General features: G+C 72.9%; 19 protein-coding genes and 1 pseudogene. 9 read left to right on the forward strand and 11 right to left on the reverse strand.

Annotated elements, in window-relative coordinates:
- Positions 1 to 9 precede the first annotated feature (9 nt).
- Together K7C20_RS11680 and K7C20_RS11685 are read right to left on the reverse strand one after the other, a co-directional pair.
- A complete protein-coding gene (locus K7C20_RS11680; protein ID WP_030081376.1) occupies positions 10 to 900 on the reverse strand; it encodes an NAD(P)-dependent oxidoreductase in 891 nt (296 codons plus the stop codon).
- A gap of 66 nt (positions 901 to 966) precedes the next feature.
- Positions 967 to 1,461, reverse strand: a complete 495-nt coding sequence (locus K7C20_RS11685) for a DUF3145 domain-containing protein (protein WP_030081375.1) — start codon at positions 1,459 to 1,461, stop codon at positions 967 to 969.
- 322 nt (positions 1,462 to 1,783) lie between these two features.
- Here K7C20_RS11685 and K7C20_RS11690 point away from each other — a divergent pair, with 322 nt between their 5' ends.
- From K7C20_RS11690 to K7C20_RS11700, 3 genes are all read left to right on the forward strand, one after another.
- The gene (locus tag K7C20_RS11690; RefSeq protein ID WP_030081374.1) at positions 1,784 to 2,674 is read left to right on the forward strand and encodes an SGNH/GDSL hydrolase family protein; all 891 of its coding nucleotides are present in this window, start codon (positions 1,784 to 1,786) and stop codon (positions 2,672 to 2,674) included.
- A 57-nt stretch (positions 2,675 to 2,731) separates the two neighbouring features.
- Entirely contained in the window at positions 2,732 to 3,775 is a 1,044-nt protein-coding gene (locus K7C20_RS11695; protein ID WP_053208878.1) for an aldose epimerase family protein, read from the forward strand.
- Between the two features lie 121 nt (positions 3,776 to 3,896).
- A complete protein-coding gene (locus tag K7C20_RS11700; protein WP_030081371.1) occupies positions 3,897 to 4,595 on the forward strand; it encodes a DUF4097 family beta strand repeat-containing protein in 699 nt (232 codons plus the stop codon).
- 131 nt (positions 4,596 to 4,726) lie between these two features.
- Here K7C20_RS11700 and K7C20_RS11705 read toward each other — a convergent pair whose 3' ends face one another.
- Positions 4,727 to 7,327: a beta-glucosidase family protein gene (locus tag K7C20_RS11705; RefSeq protein ID WP_078953039.1), complete on the reverse strand. Its 2,601-nt coding sequence runs from the start codon at positions 7,325 to 7,327 to the stop codon at positions 4,727 to 4,729.
- 141 nt (positions 7,328 to 7,468) lie between these two features.
- On the opposite strand from K7C20_RS11705, the gene K7C20_RS11710 reads away from it, so the two are divergent.
- A complete protein-coding gene (locus K7C20_RS11710) occupies positions 7,469 to 8,140 on the forward strand; it encodes a TetR/AcrR family transcriptional regulator (protein ID WP_030081363.1) in 672 nt (223 codons plus the stop codon).
- A gap of 103 nt (positions 8,141 to 8,243) precedes the next feature.
- Here K7C20_RS11710 and K7C20_RS11715 read toward each other — a convergent pair whose 3' ends face one another.
- Complete coding sequence (locus K7C20_RS11715; protein ID WP_030081362.1) at positions 8,244 to 9,161, reverse strand: LppU/SCO3897 family protein; 918 nt, start codon at positions 9,159 to 9,161, stop codon at positions 8,244 to 8,246.
- Between the two features lie 163 nt (positions 9,162 to 9,324).
- Here K7C20_RS11715 and K7C20_RS11720 point away from each other — a divergent pair, with 163 nt between their 5' ends.
- A complete protein-coding gene (locus tag K7C20_RS11720) occupies positions 9,325 to 10,617 on the forward strand; it encodes a C15 family peptidase (RefSeq protein ID WP_053208918.1) in 1,293 nt (430 codons plus the stop codon).
- A 226-nt stretch (positions 10,618 to 10,843) separates the two neighbouring features.
- On the forward strand, positions 10,844 to 12,286 hold the full coding sequence (locus K7C20_RS39255; protein ID WP_078953638.1) for a nitrilase-related carbon-nitrogen hydrolase: 1,443 nt from the start codon (positions 10,844 to 10,846) through the stop codon (positions 12,284 to 12,286).
- A gap of 71 nt (positions 12,287 to 12,357) precedes the next feature.
- On the opposite strand, the gene K7C20_RS11730 is transcribed toward K7C20_RS39255, so the two are convergent.
- The 6 genes and pseudogenes from K7C20_RS11730 to K7C20_RS11760 form a co-directional block, all read right to left on the reverse strand.
- Positions 12,358 to 13,284 (reverse strand): ribokinase, encoded by a 927-nt coding sequence (locus tag K7C20_RS11730; RefSeq protein WP_030081358.1) that lies wholly within the window; start codon positions 13,282 to 13,284, stop codon positions 12,358 to 12,360.
- Between the two features lie 59 nt (positions 13,285 to 13,343).
- Positions 13,344 to 15,331: pseudogene (locus tag K7C20_RS39260) on the reverse strand (ABC transporter permease/substrate-binding protein).
- On the reverse strand, positions 15,321 to 16,910 hold the full coding sequence (locus tag K7C20_RS11745; RefSeq protein WP_030081351.1) for a sugar ABC transporter ATP-binding protein: 1,590 nt from the start codon (positions 16,908 to 16,910) through the stop codon (positions 15,321 to 15,323). The pseudogene K7C20_RS39260 and the gene K7C20_RS11745 overlap by 11 nt, the downstream one beginning before the upstream one ends.
- Before the next feature lie 177 nt (positions 16,911 to 17,087).
- Complete coding sequence (locus K7C20_RS11750) at positions 17,088 to 18,089, reverse strand: LacI family DNA-binding transcriptional regulator (protein WP_053210503.1); 1,002 nt, start codon at positions 18,087 to 18,089, stop codon at positions 17,088 to 17,090.
- 443 nt (positions 18,090 to 18,532) lie between these two features.
- Entirely contained in the window at positions 18,533 to 18,961 is a 429-nt protein-coding gene (locus K7C20_RS11755; protein WP_030081345.1) for an organic hydroperoxide resistance protein, read from the reverse strand.
- Positions 18,962 to 19,252: 291 nt separating this feature from the next.
- Positions 19,253 to 20,272 (reverse strand): NADP-dependent oxidoreductase, encoded by a 1,020-nt coding sequence (locus K7C20_RS11760; protein WP_030081343.1) that lies wholly within the window; start codon positions 20,270 to 20,272, stop codon positions 19,253 to 19,255.
- A gap of 87 nt (positions 20,273 to 20,359) precedes the next feature.
- Between K7C20_RS11760 and K7C20_RS11765 the strand changes: the two genes are divergently transcribed.
- The gene (locus K7C20_RS11765; protein WP_030081341.1) at positions 20,360 to 20,791 is read left to right on the forward strand and encodes a MarR family winged helix-turn-helix transcriptional regulator; all 432 of its coding nucleotides are present in this window, start codon (positions 20,360 to 20,362) and stop codon (positions 20,789 to 20,791) included.
- A 120-nt stretch (positions 20,792 to 20,911) separates the two neighbouring features.
- Here K7C20_RS11765 and K7C20_RS11770 read toward each other — a convergent pair whose 3' ends face one another.
- Entirely contained in the window at positions 20,912 to 22,552 is a 1,641-nt protein-coding gene (locus tag K7C20_RS11770) for an MFS transporter (RefSeq protein ID WP_078953637.1), read from the reverse strand.
- A gap of 170 nt (positions 22,553 to 22,722) precedes the next feature.
- Here K7C20_RS11770 and K7C20_RS11775 point away from each other — a divergent pair, with 170 nt between their 5' ends.
- Together K7C20_RS11775 and K7C20_RS11780 are read left to right on the forward strand one after the other, a co-directional pair.
- A complete protein-coding gene (locus tag K7C20_RS11775; RefSeq protein WP_030081335.1) occupies positions 22,723 to 23,667 on the forward strand; it encodes a TetR/AcrR family transcriptional regulator C-terminal domain-containing protein in 945 nt (314 codons plus the stop codon).
- A gap of 59 nt (positions 23,668 to 23,726) precedes the next feature.
- Positions 23,727 to 24,386, forward strand: coding sequence for a hypothetical protein (locus K7C20_RS11780; RefSeq protein ID WP_048829434.1), 660 nt, complete (start codon positions 23,727 to 23,729; stop codon positions 24,384 to 24,386).
- The last annotated feature ends 63 nt before the right edge of the window (positions 24,387 to 24,449 follow it).

Genomic DNA, 24,449 nt, shown 5'->3' on the forward strand with positions numbered 1-24,449 from the left:
GTGCATGTCTCAGCCGTCGAAGCTGGCGAAGTACGCGGCGGTCGCGTCCTCTTGGCCGTGGCCCTGCTGCTCGGCCCGGCGGAGGCGTTCCGCGGCCGCCGTCGCCAGATCCATCCGCACTCCGGTGTCCCGGGCGGCCTCCAGGATGAGCCGGGCGTCCTTGCGGGCCGCGGACACCGTGAAGCTCGCGGGGTAGTTCTCGGACAGGATCAGCTCGGTTTTCAGCCGGAGATACGGCAGGTCGAGCGCCCCGCCGGCAACCGCGTCGAGGAAGTCGCGGGGGTCCACACCGAGCGCCTCGGCGAGCGCGACGGACTCACCCGTACCGCTGATGACCGTCAGCACCCAGTTGTTGACGACGAGCTTGAGACGGCTGGCCGCCCCGCTCGCGGCGTCCTCACCGATCCACAGGGTCCGGCTACCGACGCAGTCGAAAACCCGCCCGGCGCGCTCCCGTACGTCCTGCGGGCCCGCTGCCAGGACCGTCAACTCCCCCTTCTCCGCGGGCGCCTTGGTGCCGAGCACGGGGGCGTCCACGAACCGCAGGTGGTGCTCGTCGGCGAACCGGGCGAGCGACGGCAGCGCTTCGGTCCCCACCGTGCTCGTCTGGAGCCACAGGGCACCGGCCGGCAGCGCGGTGGCGGCCTGCCCGATCGCCTGGCGGACGGCCTCGCCGTCGAGCAGCATCGTGAGGACCACATCGGCGCCTTCCACCGCCTCGGCGGGAGTGCCGGTGACGCGGATCCCGTCGGCGGCCAGCGGCTCGGCCTTGGCACGCGTGCGGTTCCAGGCACGCACGTCGAGGCCCGCCCCGGCGAGGTTGCGGGCCATCGCGGCCCCCATGATTCCGGTGCCGAGCACCGCTACGGAAAGGGCGTCGGAAGAGTGGTTGTCGGCCATGACGGCACGCTAGGCGGTGGAGCGGACTCCAGGGCAGCCACTGCCGCGTGTCGGGGCCCCGGGGGCCTAGACGACCTGGTGGAGCCAGCGGACCGGGGCGCCCTCGCCCGCGTACCGGAACGGCTCCAGCTCGTCGTCCCAGGGCTTGCCGAGGAGCTTGTCGACCTCGGCGGCCAGCTCGGTCTCGCCGCGCGCCGAGCGGGCGACCGCGGCGCGCAGCCGGTCCTCGGGGATGAGGATGTCGCCGTGGATGCCCGTGACGGCGTGGAAGATGCCCAGTTCGGGGGTGGAGCTGTAGCGCTCGCCCTCGGCGGTGGAGCAGGGTTCCGCGGTCACTTCGAAGCGCAGCAGATGCCAGCCGCGCAGTGCGGAGGCCAGCTTGGAGGCCGTCCCGGCCTCCCCCTGCCACGAGAACTCTGCTCTCCAGGTGCCCGGGGACGCCGGCTGGCGGATCCAGTCGAGATTGACGCGCACACCGAGGACGCCCGCCACGGCCCATTCGACATGCGGGCACAGCGCGCGCGGAGCGGAGTGGACGTACAGAACTCCACGTGTCGTCACCGGGACCTCCAGTGCGGTTCGAGGTTCGCCTTCCCCAGCGGCCTCGTGCCCGTTCCGGTTGCGGCCGGGACAGTTGTCATTCTGCCCCAGTGGTCACTTCGGCACCAGCATGCTGGTGACCTACAGTAAACACCATTGGGCGGAATTTGCCGCAAAAGGGACAGGAAATGACGTGATGTAATTTGTCTGTGCCGACTGCACTGGCCACTTTGGGTCACCGCCCGGCAGGCACGGGGCAAAGCTACCGCGCGGTGCCGGTCGAGGGGGTGACGTACCGTCGGTACCCGAAGAGATATCACTCGCACGCCGGAGGGGACAGGGGATGGCGCAGATCGATCGGCCCTTTCGCCCCCGGCACCGCCGCTTCCGCCTCCGATCCTCACGCACCGTCGCCGTCGCGTCCGCGCTGGTGATCGCGCTCACCTCCTGTAGCTCCGGCGGGCACCCGGGCAAGCGGCACGCCAAGCCGGCGCCCGTCTGGCGCACCGACCCCCACTCGATCGCGGCACTCGGCGACTCGATCACCGTCGGCTTCGACGCCTGTACGTTGCTCTCCGACTGCCCCCGGGTCTCCTGGGCCACCGGCACCGATCCCAAGGTCGGCAGCCTCACCCGACGGCTGGTCAAACACCCCGCCACACACAGCTGGAACTTCGCCAGGACCGGTGCGCTGATGAGCGATCTGCCGGACCAGTTCACCAAGGCCGTCGACCACAGGCCCGAGCTGGTCACGGTCCTCATCGGCGCCAATGACGCCTGCCGGCGCGATGTCGCGGCGATGACCCCGAAGGCCGCCTTCCGGGCCGACTTCGCGCGGTCCATGAGGTATCTGCGGCGCGCGCTGCCGCACACCCAGGTGTATGTCGCGGCGGTCCCTGATCTGCTGCGGCTGTGGTCCGAGGGGCGCAAGAACCCGCTCGGCAAACAGGTGTGGAAGCTGGGCATCTGCGGGTCCATGCTGCGCGATCCGGACGATCTGTCGAAGGCGGCGCAGGGCCGCCGGGCGAAGGTGCAGGAGCAGGTGAGGGCCTACAACTCCGCACTCGCCGAGGTGTGCGGCAAGGATCCGCTGTGCCGCTTCGACCAGTCGGTCTTCGACTACCGCTTCACGGGGCGCCAGTTGAGCACCTGGGACTGGTTCCACCCGGGCACCAACGGTCAGAAGCAGCTGGCCGCAATGGCGTTCCGCACGATCACCCGGGCACGGCCGTAGCGCCTGCGCGCGGTCCCCGGGCGCTGCCCGCCCGGCCGTCGGCATAGGCTCACGCGCATGAGGACGCAGGTCAGCAGGGAACCCTTCGGCACGCTGGACGACGGCGCCCGCGTCGACCGCTGGACCCTGGAGTCGGGCCCCGCAGGGCTACGGGTCCGCATCCTCACCTACGGCGGGATCGTCCAGACGGTGGAGGCGCCGGACCGGGACGGGGTGCGGGGGCAGCTGGCGCTGGGCTTCGCCGACCTCGCGTCGTATGCCGCGCACGGCGGGTCGCACTTCGGTGCGCTGGTCGGGCGGTACGCGAACCGGATCGCCGGGGCGTCCTTCGTCCTCGACGGCAGGACCTGCGCGCTGACGCCGAACAACGGGCGCCACAGCCTGCACGGCGGGCCGGGCGGCTTCTCCCGGGTGGTGTGGGACGCCCGGGAGGTCGACGGTGGTGTGCAGCTGCACCGGGTCAGCCCGGACGGCGAGGAGGGCTTCCCCGGCGCCCTGGACGTGCGCGTGACGTACACCCTCTCCCCCGGCGCGCTGCGTATCGTCTCGCGCGCGACGACCGACGCGCCGACCGTCGTCAACCTCACCAACCACACGTACCTCAATCTGGGTGGGGACGGCAGCGGCAGCGCCGCCGGTCATGAGCTGCGGCTGGCGGCCTCCCGGTACACGCCGGTCGACGGCACCGGCATTCCGGTGCCCGGCGCGCCCGCCGACGTCACCGGCACCCGCTTCGACTTCCGGGCGGCGCGCGCGGTGGCAGGCGCGTACGACCACAACTTCGCGCTGGACGGCGGGGTCCGCGAGGCCCCGCGCACGGTCGCGGAGCTGTACGACCCGCGCTCGGGCCGCGCTCTGGAGCTGGCCACCACCGAGCCCGGACTCCAGCTCTACACCGCAGATCACCTCGACGGCACCCTGACCGGAACGTCGGGCGTCCCCTACGGCCCGGCGGCCGGTCTCGCCCTGGAGACCCAGCACTTCCCGGACTCCCCGAACCGTCCGGACTTCCCCAGCACGGCGCTGCTGCCCGGCGAGAGCTATCGCTCGGAGACGGTGTACGCGTTCTCGGTGCGGCCGCAGGGTGCGGGGGACCCCTAAGGGCGGGGGCGCACAAGGTCATACTGTGCGGCGACGACGCGGGGCGGCGCAGAAGGAACGATGAGCAGTGACCGGATCTCCGGTCTCCGTGTCCGTTGCCTGCTCCGGGAGACCTCTCACCATGGCCCGCCTCCGCGTTCCCCATCTCGTGCTGTCCTGTGCGGCGTTGACCGTGCTGACGACCGGCTGCTCGCTGTCGGGTTACGGCCCGACGAAGGACGCGGAGCGGACGTACACCGTGCGCGGCACGGTCACCGCGCTGTCGGCGACGACGCACGGCGGGAACATCGAGGTCGTGCCGATCGACGCCGGCGGGTCGGTCAAGGTGACGGAGAAGTATGTGTACAACGACCAGAAGCCGAACCCCGACCACGGGGTCAAGGGCGGACGGCTGACGCTCAAGGCCGCGGACTGCGGCATGGGGCGCAGGTGCGAGGTGAACTACCGGGTGCTGCTGCCGCGCAACGCCTCGGTCGACCTGCGCACCAGCGGTGGGGACATCACCGTCCACGGCGCCGCGGGCGGGATCGCCGCGGAGACCAGCGGCGGGGACATCACCGTCGCGGACTCCACGGCCCGCACGGCGAAGGCGAAGACCAGCGGCGGAGATGTCGACCTCGCGCTGTCCGCGGCGCCCGACGAGGTGTCGGGCCGGACCAGCGGAGGCAATGTCACCATCCGCCTCCCGAAGGGTTCGTATGCGGTGAATGCCACGACCAGCGGCGGCACCCGCAAGGTCTCCGTCCCGACGGACGAGGGCTCCGCACACAAGGTGACGGCCCGGACGAGCGGCGGTGATGTGTCGGTGGTGACCTCATGAGGGAGCGCGGGGGACGCGGGGGGCTCGGGGGACGCAGGGGACGTTCCTGGGGAGGAGTGCCCCCGTCTCTGGCCTTGGTCCCGGCCCCGTCCCTGGCCCCGCCCCCGCCCCTGGTCCTCGCCCCCGCCCCGTCAGCCGACCGTGACCTCGGCCGTCAGCCTGCGGTCGTCGACGCTGTGCGCCGCCTCGACGAGGTAGACGCCCTTGACCCGGCGCCAGCCGCCGTCCCCCGCCGTCCCGACGTCCCCCGCTTCTCCGCCGCCGTCGCCCTCGTCCCAGACCGCGAAGGCCCGGTCCGGCAGCGGGATCTCGGCCTCCGCGCTCTCGCCGGGACCTGCCTCGACGACGGCGAAGCCGGCCAGCCAGCGGGCCGGGCGCTCCGGAGCGTCAGGGGCGGCGTCCGCGGTGGGCGCCAGATAGATCTGGACGACCTCGCGTCCGGTCCTGTCGCCCGTGTTGCGCACCCGCACCCGCACCGAGTCGGGGGTGGTGTCCAGCGACTCGTACTCCCAGTCGGTGTAGCCGAGTCCGTGGCCGAAGGGGTAGGCGGGAGCGGGAGCGGACCGCTGCCAGGCGCGGTAGCCGATATACACCCCTTCGGAGTACGTGAGTTGGCCGTCGGCCGGGGTGACGGCGCTGACCGGGGCGTCGGCGAGACGGGCCGGCCAGGTGGTGGGGAGCCGGCCGCCCGGCTCGTGGGCGCCGAGCAGGACGTCGGCCAGCGCCGCACCGGCCTCCTGGCCGGGGAACCAGCTCAGCAGCACGGCAGGGACCTGCTCGCGCCACGGAAGCTCCACCGGAGAGCCGGAGTTGACGACCACGATGGTGTGCGGGTTGGCGGCGGCGACCCGGGTGACCAGCTCGTCCTGGCGGCCGGGCAGCCGAAGATCTCGGCGGTCGAAGCCCTCGGACTCGACCTCGTCGGTGGTGGCGACGACCACGATCGCGACATCGGCCCCGGCCGCGGCGCGGACGGCCTCGGCGATCTCCGCGTCGTCATCGAGCTGCGGTGCACTGTGGCCGAGGGCGAAGTTCAGCCCGTCCAGGCCCTCGCCGAGGTCCGGGCCGCCGGGCACGAACCGCAGGGTGATCCCGACGCTCTCACCCGCCGTCAGCTCCGCCGTCAGCCGCCGCTCGACGGGGTGCATGAAGGCCTCGAACGGGTCATTGCCGTCCGGCGCGCAGCGGCCGTCGAAGAGGACCGCACCGCCGACGGTCAGCCGCAGCCCGCCGGTGCCGGAGACGGCGAGGGTGTGGCTGCCGGTGCTCCGCGGGGTGAAGCTGCCGGTCAGCTCGACGGCGCCCAGGTTCTGCCGGGTGACGCCCTCGGGCAGGCGGCCCATCACCCGCACCTGGCCGTCGGACCGGGAAATCTCGGCGAGCAGTTGGCCATCGGCGGCCAGGTAGCGGGCGCGCAGCGTGAAACCTTCACGTGCGTACGGGACCCGGGTGCGCGGCTCCGCGCCGAGCGCGAAGGTGACCTCGACGTCGTCGGGGAGTGCGGCGCGCAGCCCCTCCAGCGGGGAGAGGACCGCGTCGGGGAAGACGGTCGCCGAACCACCGCCGAGCACCCGGGCGTCGCGCGCGGCCGCCCCGATGACGGCGACCCTGCGGACGGCCGTGGCGTCGACCGGCAGCGCCCGCCGCTCCGCGCCCACCGGCTCGTTGCGCAGCAGTACGCACCCCCGCCGGGCGATCTCGCGGGCCACCGCCCGGCCGTCGATCCCCTGGGGCACCTCGGCCGGTTCGACCGCCGCCGGCACCCCCTCCAGACATCCGGTACGGGCGGCGAGCAGCAGCACCCGGCGCACCGCGTCGTCCACCTCCGACTCGGCCACCTCACCCGCACGGACGGCCTCGGCGAGCGGCGCCCCGTAGACCGTACGGGGCCCCGGCATCGCCACGTCCAGGCCGCCGCGCAGGGCGCGCACGGTGTCGCGGGCGGCCGTCCAGTCGGAGACATTGACGCCGTCGAAGCCCCATTCGCCGCGGAGGACGTCCTGCACGAGCGCGCGGTGTTCGGTCATCGTCGCGCCGTTGACCTGGTTGTAGGCGGTCATGACGCCCCAGGGCCGGGCGTGTTCGACGATGTGCTCGAAGGGTGCGAGATAGAGCTCGCGCAGCGGGCGCGGGGCGATGCGGTTGTCGACCGTGAACCGGTCGGTCTCCGCGTCATTGCCGACGAAGTGCTTGACCGTCGTGCCCACACCACCTTCCTGCACACCGCGCACATACCCGGCGCCGATCGCGCCGGTGAGCAGCGGGTCTTCCGCATAGCACTCGAAGTGGCGGCCGCCCAGCGGTGAGCGGTGGAGGTTGACCGTCGGCGCGAGGAGTACGTGCACGCCCTTGCGGCGGGCTTCCTGGGCGAGGAGGTGGCCGGCCCGGCGGGCGAGCCCGGGGTCCCAGGTGGCGGCCAGCGCGGTGGGGCTGGGCAGGGCGACCGAGGGGTCCTCGGCGTTCCACTCCTGGCCCCGTACCCCGACGGGGCCGTCCGACATCACCAGCGACCGCAGCCCGATCGCGGGCACGGCCGGCAGGGTCCACATGTCCTGGCCGGACAGCAGTGCGGCCTTGGTGTCGAGGTCGAGCGCGGCGAGCGCCCGCTCCACCGCTGCGGTGTGGTCCTGCGCGCGGCCACGGGCAGGGCGGCGGGCGTCGGCATCGGCGGGAGGAGTAGGACCAGTGGGTTCAGTGGGATCAGTGGGATCGTGGGGCTGGGCGTCGGTCATGCGGCTCTCCGGTGCTTCCTCAGTGGACGGGCAGGCCCCCTGTCCCGGATTGTTGCCGCCCCACATTCCGGCCGGTAGGTGTCGTTACTTTTCCGTTACACCAGCCGTACGGGATCTCCACGCGAGAGTTACGCTCGGCCGGTGACTGCACGAGACCAGGACGGACCCCGCCGCGGCGGGGCGGGTGCCCGACAGGGCGGTGGCGGGCGGGAGGCCCAGCGCGCGGAGCGGCGCGAGGCCCTCCTGGAGGCCGCCATGGAGCTCATCGCCGAACGCGGCTACCGCCGCACCTCGCTCGCCGCCGTCGCCGAGCGCGCCGGACTGACCCAGCAGGGGCTGCTGCACCACTTCCCGACGAAGGAACTGCTGCTGGTCGGCGTGCTGGAGGCGCGCGACCGCTGGGACCTGGCCTCGGCCGCCGCGGCGTCCGACACCTTGCGCACCGACGCCCTCGCCCAGCTCGTCGACTACAACGCCACCCGCCCCGGCATCGTCCGGACCTACACGGTGCTGTCCGCCGACAGCGTCACTGAGGACCACCCCGCCCGCGCCTTCTTCGAATCCCGTTTCCGCGCCGTACGGGCCTCGATGGCCGAGGTGCTGCGGGCCGAGTACGGCGACACCCTGCCCGGCGGCCTGACCCCGGAGCGGGCGGCGCCGCTGCTGACCGCCGTGATGGACGGGCTGCAACTGCAATGGCTGCTGGACCCGGACGAGGTGGACATGCCGGCGGCGTTCCGGGACTTCCTGGCGCTGCTCGGGCGCGGGGAGGACGACGGCGACGGATCCGGCGAGGAGCCGGGCGGGGGCTGACCCCGTACCCGTATGCCCGGTGCCGCGGTACCTCTGTGCCGCGGTGCTGCGGTACCTCTGTGCCGCGGCGCCTCTGTGCCTCTGTGCCTCTGTGCCGCGGTACCTAGCGGGCGGGGGCGAGGCAGGAAACCGTCATCTTGTCCGGGCTGTATTCGAGGTCGGCGAGCAGCTCACCGTCGGCGCACTCGTCCTTGGGTGCGTCGAGCCTGCGGGTCACCTTGTACTCCGCGTCGGCCGAACCGCAGTCCACGACCTCCAGGTCCTGGTCCTTCCAGTCGCCTTCGTTGCGTACGCAGTCACCGACGGCGAGGGTGGGCACCTTCCCGATGCCGGCCCCCTGGACGAACGCGCCGAGGACGAACAAGGTCGGGATCGCCAGGACCACGAGGGCCATCGGCACCAGGAACAGCAGCGCTTCCGGCCGGCGCAGCAGCGACTTGCCCGGGTCGAGCGAGGGCCCGAAGCCGCCTACGGGGGCGGCCAGTTTGCGGAAGCGGCTCCGGGGACCGAGGTTCATCAGCAGGGTGAGCGGGGTGATGGCCACGGACAACGGGCTCCACCAGCCCTGCCACAGCGTCTTCGCGGACATCTCGCGGTAGGTGGCCAGCCCGCAGGAGCGGCAGAACATGCCGCGGCGGCTGAGGAACCGCATCAGGAAGAGGAGGCCCTGATGCCCGCGCACGGTGGCCTGCACGGCGGGCTGAGCACCGCAGAGTTGGCACCCCGGGGCGGCGGCGTACGCCTGCGGGTGCGGGTGCGGGTGCTGCTGGGCGTACGGGTACGGGGCCTGGGCCGGGTGTCCCGGCTGCGGCGCATACGGGCCGGCAGGCTGGTGCGGGTAGGCACCCGGCGGCTGGTGCGGGGCGGCACCCGGCGGCTGGTGCGGGGCGGCACCGGCGGGCTGTTGCGGGTAGGACCCCGCCGGCTGTTGTGGGTAGGACCCCGCCGGCTGTTGCGGGTAGGGCCCCGCGGGCGGCTGGGCGTGCGGGTACGGGCCGTGCGGTGGTGGCGGGGTGGCCACAGAGATCCCCCTGAGTCTCGTGGAGAGCGCCGGACGCGGTGGCGGACCGGGCCGGACTGAATCAGGAACCCTATCCACGGCCGGCCGGCGGGTGCGGTTCAGGGCGTTGGCGCAAAGGCCAGGACCCCTACCGCCCCGCGGCGCGCACCGCTTTACTCGCCCCATGAGACGCATACGTACCAGGATCGGCGCGCTCGGTGTCGCGCTGCTGGCCACCGTCCCACTGTCCCTGACGGCACCGGCCGCCGCGGCCGCCCCGGCGGATGTCACGGTGGAGGAGGGCCGGCTGACGCAGGCCGCGCCGCAGGAGATCCTGCGGCGCAGTGGATTCGGCGCGGTGGATCGGGAGTTCGGGCGCGGGCTGGCACGGGTGACCACGTACGAGCAGGCCCGGCGCTATGTCGCGGACGAGGGGCGGGCGCTGTGGCGGCGGGCCGTGGACCGGGCGCAGGGGCGCGGGCCCGACGGCGGCGACCTGAGCCGGGACGACGACCGGCCGCTGTACTGGGCCCGGCTGGGGATGACGAAGCAACTACGGCAGTGGAAGCCTGACTTCGCACTGACCGAGTCCGCGCGCCGCGCCCTCCTCGGGTCGCTGGAGCGGGGTTCGCGCGGCCAGGACTCGATCGAACTGCCCGCCGGCAAGCACATCCTGCGGATCGTGGTGACCGGGTTCGACCCGTTCCAGCTGGACGCCGACGCGCGGCGCAGCAACCCGTCGGGGGCCGCGGCGCTCGCACTGGACGGGACGACGGTGCGTACCGCCTCGGGGCAGCCGGCCCGGATCGAGACCGCGGTCTTCCCCGTACGGTGGGCCGACTTCGCCGACGGCACCGTGGAGCGCACGCTGCTGCCGCACTTCCGGAGCGGGCCGCGGCAGGCCGACCTGTTCACGACGGTCAGCCAGGGGCGGCCGGGCCGGTTCGACGTCGAGCGGACCAACGGGGCCTGGCGGGGCGGCTATCCGGACAATGCGCGGGACTCCCGTACGGAGACCGTGCCGATTCCGGCGGGGGTGCCGACCGTACGGCCGCAGCCGCAGTGGACGACCACCAGCCTGCCGTACGCGCGGATCGTGGCGGCCGGGACCGGGCCCTTCCCGGTGGCCGACCACACCGAGGTCACCGAGATCCCGGCGGGCGGCACCGGACCGGTCGTGCGGCCGGACGGCCCGACGCCGGGCTCCACGGCCCGTGCCGGGGGCGGCGGGGACTATCTGTCCAACGAGATCGCCTACCGGGCGACCCTGCTGAGGGATGCGGTGCGCCCGGCGCTCCCGGGCGGGCATCTGCACACTCCCGTGCTGGAGTTCGGCCCCGGCAACACGGGCCCGGCGAACGGCCAGGTGACCGATCCGGTCTTCGTGCAGAACCGGGTCGCGATCACCGGGCAGGTGCGGGCGATCGTGACGGTGGCGGCGGCGCAGGTCGCGGCGGCACGGGGCGCACGGGGATAGAGCCGGACGTCCCGGAGGCGGGCGGGCGCCGACGCGGCTGGGGCCGCGGGCGCGAGGCGCGGGCGCGGGCACGGGCACGGCGAAAGGCCGCCCGGGGCCCGGCCCGCCCGGCCCCCGCCCCCTCTCCGTCCCCGCCTCGCCCCGCCCCGCCCCCTCTCCGTCTCCGTCCCCGTCCCGTCCCCGTCCCCGTCCCGTCCCGCCCCGTCCCGTCCGGCATCATGGGCGAATGATCATTGCCGCCGCACAATTCACCCCCGTACCGGGCGACATCGAGGCCAACGCCGCACGGATGGCCGCGCTCATCACCGAGGCCGCCGAGCGCGGCGCGGGCCTCGTGCTCTTCTCCGAACTCGCGCTGACGCACTACGACCGGCACCTGATAGCCGCCGATGTGGCGGGCATGACGGTGACGGAGGACGATGCCCGGCTGGCTCCCGTACGGGAGGCCTGCCGGGCGACCGGGGTCGCGGCGGTCGTGAACGCGGCGGGGCGGACCGGCGGTGACGGGGACCGTCCGGCGATCTCCTCGTTCGTCCTCGGACCGGACGGCACGCTGCTCACCCGTTACGACAAGATCCATCTGTTCAAGGGAGAGGGCGAAGGAGCGAGTGCAGGGGAGAGCGAGAGCGCGCTCTTCGCGCCGGGCACCGCCGACGGCCGCTTCACCCTGGGCGGCATCCGGTTCGCCCTCGCCACCTGCTTCGACAACAGCTTCCCCGAGGTGCCGGCGCGGGCCGCGGCGGACGGCTGCCGGGTGTATCTCGCCAGCTCCTTCCACGACTCGGCACAGCGGGTGGCGCAGTACGGGCAACTGGCGCGCGAGCACGGGCTGCACGTGCTGCTCGCCAACGGCACGGGGACCGGGCACTCCGGTCCGGGGTGCGGCCTCAGCGGCGTCTGGCTGCCGTCCGGCGAGCGGGTGGCGGCGGCCGCCGAGTGGAGCGGGCCGGTGCCGGGTGACGGCGCGGAGCTGGTGCTGAGCGATGTCCGCGACCTGATCACGCTGATGGCCGACCCGGCGGTGGCCGCGATCCCCGTCCAGGAGTGCGGTGAGCCGCTGGTGGACGTGCGGACCGCGGCGCCCGAGCTGCTGGTGGCCGACCTCCAGGACGACGAGCGGGGCGCCTACGCGCAGCTGCGCGAGGAGGTGCTGAAGCGGCTGCTGGCGGCGCAGCGGGCGCTGCCGGACGGGCTGCGGCTGAAGATCGTCGAGGGCTACCGGCCACTGGAACTGCAACGCCGCTACTTCGAGGAGTACGTGGACGAACTCCGGGCCCTGCACCCCGACCGGGATGCCGAGGGTCTCCATGAGGCCGCCAGCCGCTATGTGTCGCCGCCCGGGATCGCCCCGCACAGTGCCGGTGGCGCGGTGGACGTCACCCTCGTCACCACGGAGGGCGAGGACGTCGACATGGGGACTCCGATCGATGCCGGCCCGGAGGAGAGCGACGGCGCCTGCTACACGGGTGCCCCGGATCTGAGTCCCGCGGCCCGCGCCCACCGGCGGGTGCTGAACGCCGCCCTGAACTCCGCCGGGCTGGTCAACTACCCGACCGAGTGGTGGCACTGGTCCTACGGCGACCGTTACTGGGCCCTGGCGACCGGCGCGGATCATGCGCTGTACGGGCCGAAGGAGTGGGACGGACCGACGGAGGGGGACGGGCGGTGACGTGCCGCCGCGCACCCGGCCCCGTACCGCTCGGCGGTACGGGGGCCCGTGCGCGGCGAAGGTCCCCGGCCTCAGCCCTGCGGCAGCTCGGGCGCCAGTGCCTCCAGTTCCGCCCGGGTCGGATAGGACGGCTGGGCGCCCGGCTTGGTGACGGCGGCGGCGCCCACCCGTACGGCGAAGCGCGCCGCCTCGGGCAGTGCGTCGCCGCGGGCCAGGCGGGTGGCGAGGGCGCCGGTGAAGGCGTCGCCGGCGCCGGTGGTGTCCACGGCCTTGACCCGTACGCCCGGGACGTCCGCGGCTCCCGAGGCGTCCAGGACCAGCGCGCCGTCGCCGCCGAGGGTGACCACGACGGAGCGGGCGCCCCTCTCGCGCAGCGCCTGCGCCCACTCGGCGGGCGTGCCGTCGACGAGCCCGGAGAGCTGCCGCGCCTCGTGCTCGTTGACGACCAACGGGTCGGCCACCGCGAGGAGTTCGGGGGCCAGCGCGGCCGCCTCGGGCGCCGGGGAGGGGTTGAGGACGACGCGGGTGCCGGCCTGCTCGGCGGCCGAGGCGGCGGCCCGTACGGACTCCATGGGGATCTCCAGCTGGAGGGAGACCACCGCGGCGGCGGCGATGGTGTCCTTCGCGGCGGCCACGTCCTGCGGGGTGAGGGCGGCGTTCGCGCCGGGCGAGACCACGATGCTGTTGTCGCCGTCCGGGTCGACGATGATCATGGCGGTGCCGGTGCGGGCCGCGTCGTCCACGATCACCGGTGAGACATCGGTGCCCGCGTCGTGCTGGGCGCGCAGCAGCAGTTCGCCGTATGCGTCGCCGCCGACCCGCGCCAGCAGTGCGGTGCGGCCGCCGATCCGGGCCGCGGCGGCCGCCTGGTTGGCCCCCTTGCCGCCGGCCGATTCGACCAGGTCCGTGCCGGTCACGGTCTCGCCCGCGCCGGGGCGCCGCTCGACCCGTACCGTCAGATCCGCGTTGGCCGAGCCGACCACCAGGACGTCATACATGCACCGCTCTCCCACTTCTCTCACCTGTCGTTGCCGTGCGGCCCGCCGGGGCCGCACGCTCAGCCGTCGAACTTCGCGGCATTCTTCGCCGTCACCAGTACCACCGGCACCCTGACCGACTGCGGCAGCTTCTCACCACGGGAGGCCTTCAGCGCCCAGTCCACCGCCTGCTTGCCGAGGAGTTCCGGCTGCTGGGCGACGGTGGCGGTCAGCGTGCCGTTGCGGACCGCCTTGACGCCGTCCGGGGTGCCGTCGAACGCCACGACCTTCACGTCCTTGCCGGAGCGGCCGCCCAGCGCCTTGGACGCGCCCAGCGCCATCTCGTCGTTGGCCGCGAACACCCCGCCGATGCCGCGGTGCGCCTGGAGCATGTTGGTCATCACGTCCATGCCCTTGGTGCGGTCGAAGTCCGCGGGCTGCCGGGCGACGACCTCGATGCCGGGGTACTTCTTGATGCCTTCCTCGAAGCCCTTGCCGCGCTCGCGGGCGGCGGAGGTGCCGGCCTGGCCCTCCAGGAAGGCCACCTTGCCCTTGCCGCCGAGCGATTCGGCCAGCGTCTTCGCGGCGAGCCGGCCGCCCGCGACATTGTCGGAGGCGATGGTCGAGCCGACCTTGCCGCCGTTGACACCGCGGTCGATGGAGATGACCGGCACCTTCGCCCGGTTGGCGACGCCGACGGCCGGTACGGCGGCGTCGGAGTCGACCGGGTTGATGATGGCCGCCTTGACGTTCTGGCTGGTGAACGTCTCCATCTGGTTGATCTGCTGGGTGGGGTCGTTCTGGGCGTCGGTGATGTTGATGTGCAGACCGCGGGCGTCCGCCTCGGCCTGGGCGCCCTTCTTGATGCCGACGAAGAACGGGTTGTTCATCGTGGACAGCGCGAGCCCCAGGTCGGTGTTGCCGCCGCGGTCGCAGCCGGCCAGCCCCAGGGCGACGGTCGCGGCCAGCCCGGCCGCCAGCGACGCCTTGATCCGGGAGTTCCCCCGAGCGTTCCCCCGGGCGTTCCTCGGGGCGTTCCTCGGGGCGTTCCTACGGGCCTTCATCGCGCGCTCCGGCGGCGCAGCGTGTCCAGGAGCACCGCCAGCGCGATGACCAGTCCGGTGGCCACCTGCTGCCAGAACGCCGAGACGCTCAGCAGGTTGAGGCCGTTGCGCAGGACGGCGAGGATCAGCGCGCCGATGAGGGTGCCGGAGGCCTTGCCGGAGCCGCCGGAGAGGCTGGCCCCGCCGATGACGACGGCGGCGATGGCGTCCAGTTCGTAGCCGGTGGCGGCCTGCGGCTGGGCGGAGGTGAGCCGGGCGGCGAGCACGATGCCGGCGACCGCGGCGAACACCCCGGACAGCGCATAGATGGCGAGCTTGCGGCGCTTGACGTTGATGCCGGAGAGCCGGGCCGCCTCCTCGTTGCCGCCGATCGCGAACATCGCCCGGCCGGAGTACGTACGGGCCAGGATCAGCGCGGCGATCAGCCCCATCGCGATCATGACGAGGACGGGCACCGGCAGCCAGCCGCCGAGGGTGTCACCGAGCGCGCCGACCGAGGTGGGGAAGGGGATCGGGGAGCCTCCGGAGATGACCAGGGCCAGACCGCGGCCGATCGAGAGCATCGCCAGCGTGGCGATGAAGGCGGGCAGCTTGCCGTAGGAGACCAGGGCGCCGGAGACCAGACCGGCCGCCGCGCCGGTGGCCAGGCCGAGCAGCACCGCCATCCAGACGGGCAGGCCCTCCCCGGTGGCCGCCCAGGCGACGACGGTGGCGGAGAGCGCGGCGACCGAGCCGACCGACAGATCGATACCGGCCGAGACGATCACGAAGGTGACGCCGAAGGCGAGGATCGCGGTGACCGACGCCTGGACGCCGACGTTGAGGAGGTTCTGGCCGTTGAGGAAGTCCCTGGACAGCACCGCCATCACCACGACCAGGGCGATCAGTCCGCCGAGCGGGCCGTTTCTGAGGACCGCCCGGGAGAACCACGCTCCCGCGCCGTCCCGGTCCGGTGCCCGTCCCACCGCCTCGGCGGCGGCTCCTGTCTTCACCTCAGTGGACATCGGAGCCCTCCATTGCGCTCTTGTCGTTGTACTTCGTGCTCGTGCCGTGCGGGGACTGGAGCGCCAGCTCCATCACGGCGTCCTGGGTTGCCTGTTCGGCCGACAGCTCACCGGCCAGCCGGCCCTGCGACATCACCAGCACCCGGTCGCTCATACCGAGCACCTCGGGCAGATCGCTGGAGATCATCAGCACCGCGCGGCCGGACGCCGTCAGGTCGTTGATGAGCTGGTAGATCTCGACCTTGGCGCCGACGTCGATCCCGCGCGTCGGCTCGTCGAGGATCAGCAGCCTGGTGTCCGCCAGCAGCCACTTGCCGATGACGATCTTCTGCTGGTTGCCGCCGGAGAGGGTGCGGGCGCTCTGCCCCAGGCCGCTCATCCGGACCTTCAACTGCTCGGCGACGGTGGCCGCTTCGCGCCGCTGCGCGCCCCGGTCCACCAGCCCGCCGCGGGTGTCGCGGTCGAGCCGGGCGAGGGTGAGGTTGTCCTGGAGGGAGGCGTCCAGGACCAGGCCCTGGCCCTTGCGGTCCTCCGGTACGAGGCCGAGCCCGGCACGCATGGCGGCACGGACATCGCCGCGGGCCAGCTCCTTGCCGTCGATCTCGACCGTACCGGCGTCATAGCGGTCCACGCCGAAGATCGCCCGGACCACCTCGGTGCGGCCCGCGCCGACCAGCCCGGCGAGACCCACGACTTCACCGGCCCGGACCTCGAAGTCGATGCCCTCGAAGACCGGCCCGGCCACCGAGCCGTTGCGGGTCAGGCCGCGGACGCGCAGCAGGGGCGCGCCCGGCGTCTCGGGGCGCTGCCTCGGGTACTGCTCGGCGATGTCCCGGCCCACCATGAGGCGGATCAGCTCGTCCTCGTCCGTCGAGGCCGGCACCTCCTCGACGGACCGGCCGTCGCGCAGGACGGTGACCCGGTCGCCGAGCGCGCCGATCTCGTCCAGGTGGTGGGTGATGAAGATGATGCCGACGCCGGTGTCCCGCAGCTCGCGGACGATCCCGAAGAGGGTCTCGACCTCCTCGGAGGTCAGGACCGCGGTCGGCTCGTCCATGATCAGGACGCGCGCTTCCAGGCTGAGCGCCTTGGCGATCTCGACCATCTGGAGGCGGGCGATGCCCAGTTCGGCGACCGGGGTGTTCGGGGAGACGTCGAGGCGTACGCGCCGCAGCAGTTCGGCGGCCCGTGCCCGCATCGTCTTCCGGTCGACGAGGCCGAGCGCGGTGCGCGGCTGGCGGCCCAGGAAGATGTTCTCGGCGACGGTCAGCCCGGGGACGAGGTTGAACTCCTGGTAGATGGTGGCGATGCCGTGCCGTTCGGCGTCCTGCGCCGAGCGGATGGTGACCTCCTCGCCGTCCACGAGGATGCGGCCCTCGTCGGGGCGGTGGGCGCCGGAGAGCATCTTGATGAGGGTGCTCTTGCCCGCGCCGTTCTCGCCGAGCAGGACGTGCACCTCACCGGTGCGCAGGGTCAGGTCCACGCCGTCCAGCGCGCGGACGCCCGGGAACGCCTTCGTCACCCCCTCGACGCGCAGCAGTTCGCGGCCGCCCGGTACGTCGTCGTTGACGCCGGTCATGCGCTGCCCCTCTCTTCCTCGGATGGCTTGTGTGGTGACTGACTCGGGTGGCCTGTGAAGGCCGACTCGGGTGGCCTGTGAAGGCCGACTCGGGTGGCCTGTGAAGGCCGACTCGGGTGGCCCGCCCGGCCGGGGGAGCCGGACCGGAGTGCCGGTCCGGGCGCCGGGCGGGCCTGCTCAGGGGGTGGGCAGCTCGCCGCAGGAGCGGCGGGTGACCAGCCGGGCCGGCAGCAGCACCGAGGGGGCGGGCCGGCCCTCGATCCGCTCCAGCAGGGTGTGTACGGCGGCCCGGCCCAGTTCGCGGGTGGGCTGGGCGATGGCGGTCAGCGGCGGGTCGGTGTGGGTGAACCACGGCACGTCGTCATAGACCACCAGCGCCACATCGTCGGGAACCCGCAGCCCGCGGGCGCGGAGTTCGTCCATCGCGCCCAGCGCCATCAGGTTGTCGGTGGCCAGCACCGCGTCCGGCGGCTCGGCGAGGTCGAGGAAGTCGCTCATCACCCGCCGGCCCCCGGTGTGCTGGAGGTCGGGGGTGGCGCCGACCCGCTCGTCGGGCAGGGTGAGGCCGTATCCGGCCAGCGCCGTACGGAAGAGGGCGAGGCGCTCGTCGCCGGTCGGGGTGCCGGCCGGGGCGACGATGATCGCGGGCCGGCGGCGGCCGAGGGCGGCGAGGTGCGCGGCGAGCTCGGTGAGCGCGGTGCGGCCATCGGCGCGTACGCAGGGGGCGTCGATACCGGGCACGGTGCGGTCCAGCAGCACCAGCGGGGTGCCGGAGGCGACGACCTCGCGGAGCATCGCCGAGCCGGTGCCGGCCGAGCTGACCAGCAGACCGTCGATCCGGCGGTCGAGCAGGGTGCGGATGTAGTCGTCCTGCTGTGCGGGGCGCTCACCGGCATTGCCGATGACCAGGCTGTAGCCGAGGCTGCGGGCCTCGTCCTCGACGGCGTCGGCCAGCTCGGTGAAGAAGGGGTTGGTGAGGTCGCTGATGATCAGGCCGAGGGCGCCGGTCCGGGCGGTGCGCAGCGCGCGGGCGACGTTGTTGGGGCGGTAGCCCAGCTCCTGCACGGCGGCGAGCACCCGCTCGCGGGTCTCCGCGACCGGGCTGTGGCCGTTGAGGACGCGGGAGACCGTGGCGACGGAGACCCCCGCCCGCTCTGCCACATCTTTGATGTTCGCCATGGCGCCGTTGCCATTCTGTCCGTGCGCGCGCTCACCGTGCGGGAGAGCGGGTGCGCATGATCAACATGTAATCGATTTCTTGAGCAGTTCGTGGGGGCTACGAAATCGATTACACGGCGGGTGCGTCAAGATGCGGCGAAGGTGGCCTGCGTCACACGGGGCGGGGTGCATGGGGGCGCACCCGGGCCGGGCACGGATCGGCCCCGGCGCGCCGCCACGGACGTAGGGGCCGCACCCCGCCACAGACGCAAGGGCCAAACCCCGCTGCAGACCCGCCAGCGATCGCCCCCCGCCACAGCGGCGGAGACCGCGCCCCACCGCAGACGCGCCAAGGACCGCCCCCACCACGGGACGCAGGACCACACCCCGCCCCGCAGACGCACACAAGGGCCGCACCCCGTCGCGGGATGCGGCCCCTGTGTGCGTGCGGGTGCGGCCGTGCGTCAGGCGACGGTCAGCTTGACCTCGATGTTGCCGCGGGTCGCGTGGGAGTACGGGCACACCTGGTGCGCCTTCTCCACGAGGTCCTCGGCGGTCGCCGCGTCGACGTTGGGGATCGCGGCGGTGATCTCGACCGTGAGGCCGAAGCCACCGTCCGGGGTCTTGCCGATGCCGACCCGGGCGGTCACCCGGGAGCCGGAGACATCGGCGTTCTCCCGGCGGGCGACGACGCTGAGCGCGCCCTGGAAGCAGGCGCTGTAACCGGCCGCGAAGAGCTGCTCGGGGTTGGTGCCGGCGCCGCTGCCGCCCTGCTCCTTGGGCGGGTTGACGATCACGTCGAGCTTGCCGTCATCGCTGGCGACGCGGCCGTCACGGCCGTTCTCAGCGGTGGCGACGGCCGTGTAGACGACGTCGACGGTCTGGATGGACATACGAAATCCTCCTGTGGTTCGCCGCGACTCGCGCCCACGGATCGCGACGGCTTGCCGCCGAGCCTAACGGTCCGGCGCAAGGCCCGCCGGGGAGGCACACACCCTCCCCGAAGGGGCCGGCGCCAGACCGCACGGCCCGGCGCCGCGCGAGGACCACCGTCAGATCACCAGGACCACCGTCGGGCCGCCAGGTTCATCGCCAGGCCGCCAAGGCCCGCGTCGGACAGGGAGAGCCACCGCCAGGCCGCCAACGCCGCCAAGAGGTCACCGTCAGGCAAGTCAGAGCCACCGTCAGTCCGTGAGGCTCACGATCATCTTTCCGGTGTTCTCACCGCGCAGCAGGCCCAGGAACGCCTCGACGCCGTTCTCGATACCGGCCACCTTGGTCTCGCTGTACTTCAGCTCGCCGGAGCGGATCCAGGCGGAGACCTCCTCGACGAACTGCGGCTGGAGTGCGGCGTGGTCGCTGACCAGCAGGCCCTGGAGGCGCAGCCGCTTGCCGATCACCATCGCGAGGTTGCGCGGGGCGGGGCTCGGCTCCGTCGCGTTGTACATCGAGATCATGCCGCAGATGGCGGCGCGGCCATGGACGTTGAGGGAGCTGATGGCCGCTTCGAGGTGGTCGCCGCCGACGTTGTCGAAGTAGACGTCGATGCCCTCCGGCGCGGCCTCCTTCAGCTGCTTGGCGACATCGCCGTTCTTGTAGTTGAAGGCGGCGTCGAAGCCGTACTCCTCGACGAGCAGCTTGACCTTGTCGTCCGAGCCGGCCGAGCCGATGACCCGGGAGGCGCCCTTGAGCTTGGCGATCTGGCCGACCTCGCTGCCCACCGCGCCGGCCGCGCCGGACACGAAGACGGCGTCGCCCTCCTGGAAGGACGCCACCTCCAGCAGACCCGCATAGGCGGTCAGGCCCGGCATACCCAGCACACCGAGGTAGGCGGTGAGCGGAGCCAGCGACGGGTCCACCTTGGCGGCACGCTTGGCGTCCAGCACCGCGTACTCACGCCAGCCGAGGCCGTGCAGGACGTGGTCGCCGACGGCGATGGAGTCGTCGCGCGAGGCGATGACCTCGCCGACCGCGCCGCCGTCCATCGGCTGGTCGAGCTGGAAGGGCGGGACGTAGGACTTCACGTCGTTCATCCGGCCGCGCATGTACGGGTCGACGGAGAAGTGCTGCGTACGGACGAGGATCTGACCCTCTCCGACCTCGGGCACCGCGGCCTCGCGCAGCGCGAAGTCCTCCGGGGTGGGCCAGCCGTGAGGGCGGGCGACGAGGTGCCATTCGCGGCCGGTCGTGGGCAGTGCGGACATAACGCGATCCTCCTAAAGCTTCAGGTGCTGAAACAACCATGCCCCTCGATATTTCACGTTGTCAAGTAAATGGGTATCCTCGTGTGCATGACCCCCCGCGCAGACTCCTTGACCGTCGAGGTCGTCGAGCTCATCGGCACTGTCGTCGCCCGCTACTACGAGGAGTACGAACACGCCGCGGCCGAGCACTCCCTCACCGGCGCCCAGGCCAGGGTGCTCAGCCTGCTCTCCGCCGAGCCGCTGCCCATGCGCAAGGTCGCCGAGCGCCTGAAGTGCGAGCCGTCGAACATCACCGGCATCGTGGACCGCCTGGAGACCCGCGGCCTGGTCGAGCGCCGCCCCGATCCGGCCGACCGCCGCGTCAAGCTCGCCGCCCCGACCGACGAGGGCGCGCGCACGGCCGAGGCGCTGCGTACGTCACTCCACTTCGCGCGCGAACCCCTCGGCCGGCTGACGGTCGCCGAGCGGACGCTGCTGAAGGAGCTGCTGCAACGGATGCTGGGCGTCGCACCCGAGTGAACCGGGCGGCGGCCGCCAGGAGCCGCGCCGCGCGCCCGGCACGAGGGGCCCGGCTTCGCGTTCACGCAAGCCAGCGCAAGGCCGTCCTCGAAGCCGAAATCACAGTTGGGCGGCACGCCCCTAGGCCGTCGGCGTACCGGCCGCCTCCGCCCCGGCATCCGCCTCCGCCCCCGCCGGTAGCGCGGCACCCCGCTGCGCACCGGCCGCCCCGGTGGCGTCCCCCTCCCCCTCGACTCCCGTGGTCCGCAGCCCCCGCAGCAGCGTCAGCGCCGCCACCGCGGCACAGGCCATGACGCCCGCGGCGACCAGCACCGCCGTCTGCATCCCCGCGGTGAACGCGGCGCGGGCCGCGGTCAGCAGCGCCTCGCCCGCCCGGCCCGGGAGGTCACCGGCCACGGCGGCGGCGCCCGCCAGCGTCTCCCGTGCCGCAGCGGCCGCGCCCGCCGGAAGGCCAAAGGGCAGGGCGTCCCCGATGTCCGTGCGGTAGATCGCGCTCCCGATGCTGCCCAGGATCGCCATGCCCAGTGCGCCGCCCAGTTCAGTGCCGGACTCCAGCACGGCCGAGGCGGAGCCCGCCCGCTCGGGCGGCGCGAGACCGATGGCCAGTTCGTTGCCGAGCGACATCACCATGACCAGGCCCGAGGCGTAGACCGCCGAGCCCACCAGGACGAACCACAGGGCCGAGCCCGGTTCCAGCCGGGAGAGCCACACGAAACCGCCTGCCGCGGTGACGCACCCCATGGCGATGACATACGCCCGGTCCATCCGCTGGGCGAGCGCGGTGGCCGCCGGCGCCATCCCGCCCACCGCGAGGGTCGGCAGCAGGTTCCACAGCGCCGCCTCCATGGGGCTCATGCCCCGTACGGACTGGAGGTACTGGGTGAAGAACACCGCACAGCCGACGATCGCGAACATCGCCAGCAGGTTCATCAGCACCGAGACGCTGAACCCGCGGTGCCGGAACAGCTCCAGGTCGAGCATCGGGTGGCGGGCGGTGCGCTGGCGGTACACAAAGGCCGCGGCGGCCAGCAGGCCGCCCACGAGGGCGAGGACGGGCCACGCCGCCAGGCCGTCGCGGGCGATCTCCTTGACCCCGTAGACCACCGGCAGCATCGCGAGCAGGGACAGCAGCGAGCCCGGCAGATCGAAGCGTCCGGCCGCCGGGTTCTTGAACTCCGGCAGCAGCAGCGGCCCGCAGACCAGCAGCAGCACCATCGCCGGAGCGTTGACCAGGAACACCGAACCCCACCAGAAGTGCTCCAGCAGCCCCCCGCTGAGCACCGGACCGATGGCGATGCCGCCGGTCACCGCCGTTGACCAGATCGCGACCGCCTTGCCGCGCTGCTTGGCGTCGTGGAAGAGGTTGCGGATCAGCGCGAGCGTGGACGGCATCAGGGTCGCGCCGCCGATGCCGAGCAACGCCCGTGCGGCGATGAGCATTTCGGCGCTCTGCGCGTAGGCGGCGGCCCCGGAGGCGAGTCCGAAGAGGAGGGCGCCGGACAGCAGCAGCTTGCGGCGGCCGATGCGGTCGCCGAGCGCTCCCATGGTGATCAGCAGGCCGGCCAGGACGAAGCCGTAGACGTCCAGGATCCACAGTTGCTGGACGCTGCTGGGCTCCAGCTCCGCGGTCAGGAACGGCACCGCGAAGTACAGCACCGAGACGTCCATCGAGACGAGCAGGCACGGCAACAGGAGGACGCCCAGGGCGGCCCACTCCCGGCGTCCGGCCAGCGGTGGGGATGTGTACGCAGTAAACGACATGAGTGACACGGTAAGCAGAGCGGGCTTACGGTGCAAACAGTAGAACTGGCAAGGGAATTGGAGGTGCGTCACACTAGTGCACTTACCTAGTGCGATGCCCTGGTGAAGTACGCCCTGTTACCCTCACAGCCCGCTGAAACCCCCTGGTGCACTAGTACGGAGGTCCCCCCGTGGAGCAGCCGGCCCCGCCGCCCTACCGCCGGATCGTCGACACGATCCGACGCCGTATCGACGCCGGCGAGCTGACGCCGGGCGACCGGGTGCCCTCGACCCGGCGGATCACCCAGGAGTGGGGGGTGGCGATGGCGACCGCCACCAAGGTGCTGACGACGCTGCGTCAGGAGGGCCTCGTACGGGCCGTACCGGGAGTGGGCACGGTCGTGGCCGAGCCGCAGCAGGCCGCCCGCAGCGGGGCGGCGCGGGAGCGGCGGCCGCGCGAGACGGACAGCGGGCTGAGCCGCGAGAGCGTCGTACGGGCCGGGGTCAAGGTCGCCGATGCCGAGGGGCTGCGGGCGCTGTCGATGCGCCGGGTCGCCGCCGAGTTCGGGGTGTCCTCGATGGCGCTCTACCGTCATGTGGCGGGCAAGGACGAGCTGGTGCTGCTGATGGCGGACGCCGCGTTCCGCGACATCGAGCTGCCCGAACCGGCGCCGGACGGCTGGCGCGAACGGATGGAGGCGGGCGCGCGGCTGCAATGGGAGCTCTACCGGCGTCATCCGTGGCTGGCGCAGTACCTGTCGCTCACCCGGCCGCAGCCGATGCCGCGGGCGATGGCGCTGATCGAGTGGACCATGGCGCGGGTCCGGGGCATGGACCCGGTCACGCTGATCCATATGGCGCTGACGCTGCTGGGTTTCGTGCTGTCCACCGCCGCCGGGTTCGAGGACGATCTGGAGGCCGAGCAGGAGACCGGCATGGACCAGAACCAGTGGATGGCGACGATGGAGCCGGTGTTCGACGGCATCCTCGACTCGGGTTCCTATCCCATGTACGCGGGGGTCTCGGGGATCGAGGACGACGTGGTCAACCTGGAGTCGCTCTTCGAGTTCGGGCTGGCCCGCCTGCTGGACGGCATGGAGACGCTCGTCGAGAGCCGGGCGGCAGGCGCCGGCTGAGCTCCCCGACGGCGGCCCTCCCGCCCCCGGAACCCGCGCCATCCACGACCATGTCCCTCATGAACGGCACCGCTGACCACGACCCGCCCGCAGGCTCCGGCACCCCCTCCGGACTGCCGGGACCGGTCGCCTTCCAGCTCGTCCTGCTGCGCCGGATGGCCGACCACCACCCCGGCCTGGTCGAGGACGCCCTGCGCACCCTGCGGGTCTCCCGCGCCGACCTGCGCGAGGCCAACCGCCGCTGGCAGGCACGGATGCACGTCCCGCGGGCGCGCGGCGGCGTCCAGCCGTATCGTGCGCTGCTCGGCACCCCCGAGTCCGTCACCGCCCGGCGGATCGGCGACCTCACCTGCGAGGCCCTGGCCTGGCCCGTTCCGCTCTGGCCCGATCTGCGGTTCGAGGTCCTGACCGGCACCCGGGGCGCCGTCTGGAACGCCTGGCTCGTCCGGGCACCCGGTGCCACCGCCCCTGACCTGCGGACGACCGAGGATCTGCGGCCCTGGTCCTGTACGGTCGACGAGGTCGCCCGCGCCTTCGCCCCGGCCCGTCCGATGGAGGGCAGCGCCCCCACCCGCTGGCGGCTGTCCTGCACCGCCCCCGGCCCCGACGGCACCCCCCAGCAGATCGTCCCCGAATTCACCTGGGGGCTGTACCAGCGGCTGACCGGCCCGGCCCCCGCCGCACCGGCAGATCACGACGGCCTCACCCCTTTGCCCTAACGGCCCCCTCCCCGTCCCCCGAGCGGACCTTCCCAGCAGGCGGCCCGCCGTGCACGACCGGAG

The organism is Streptomyces decoyicus (assembly GCF_019880305.1).
Lineage (GTDB): Bacteria > Actinomycetota > Actinomycetes > Streptomycetales > Streptomycetaceae > Streptomyces > Streptomyces decoyicus.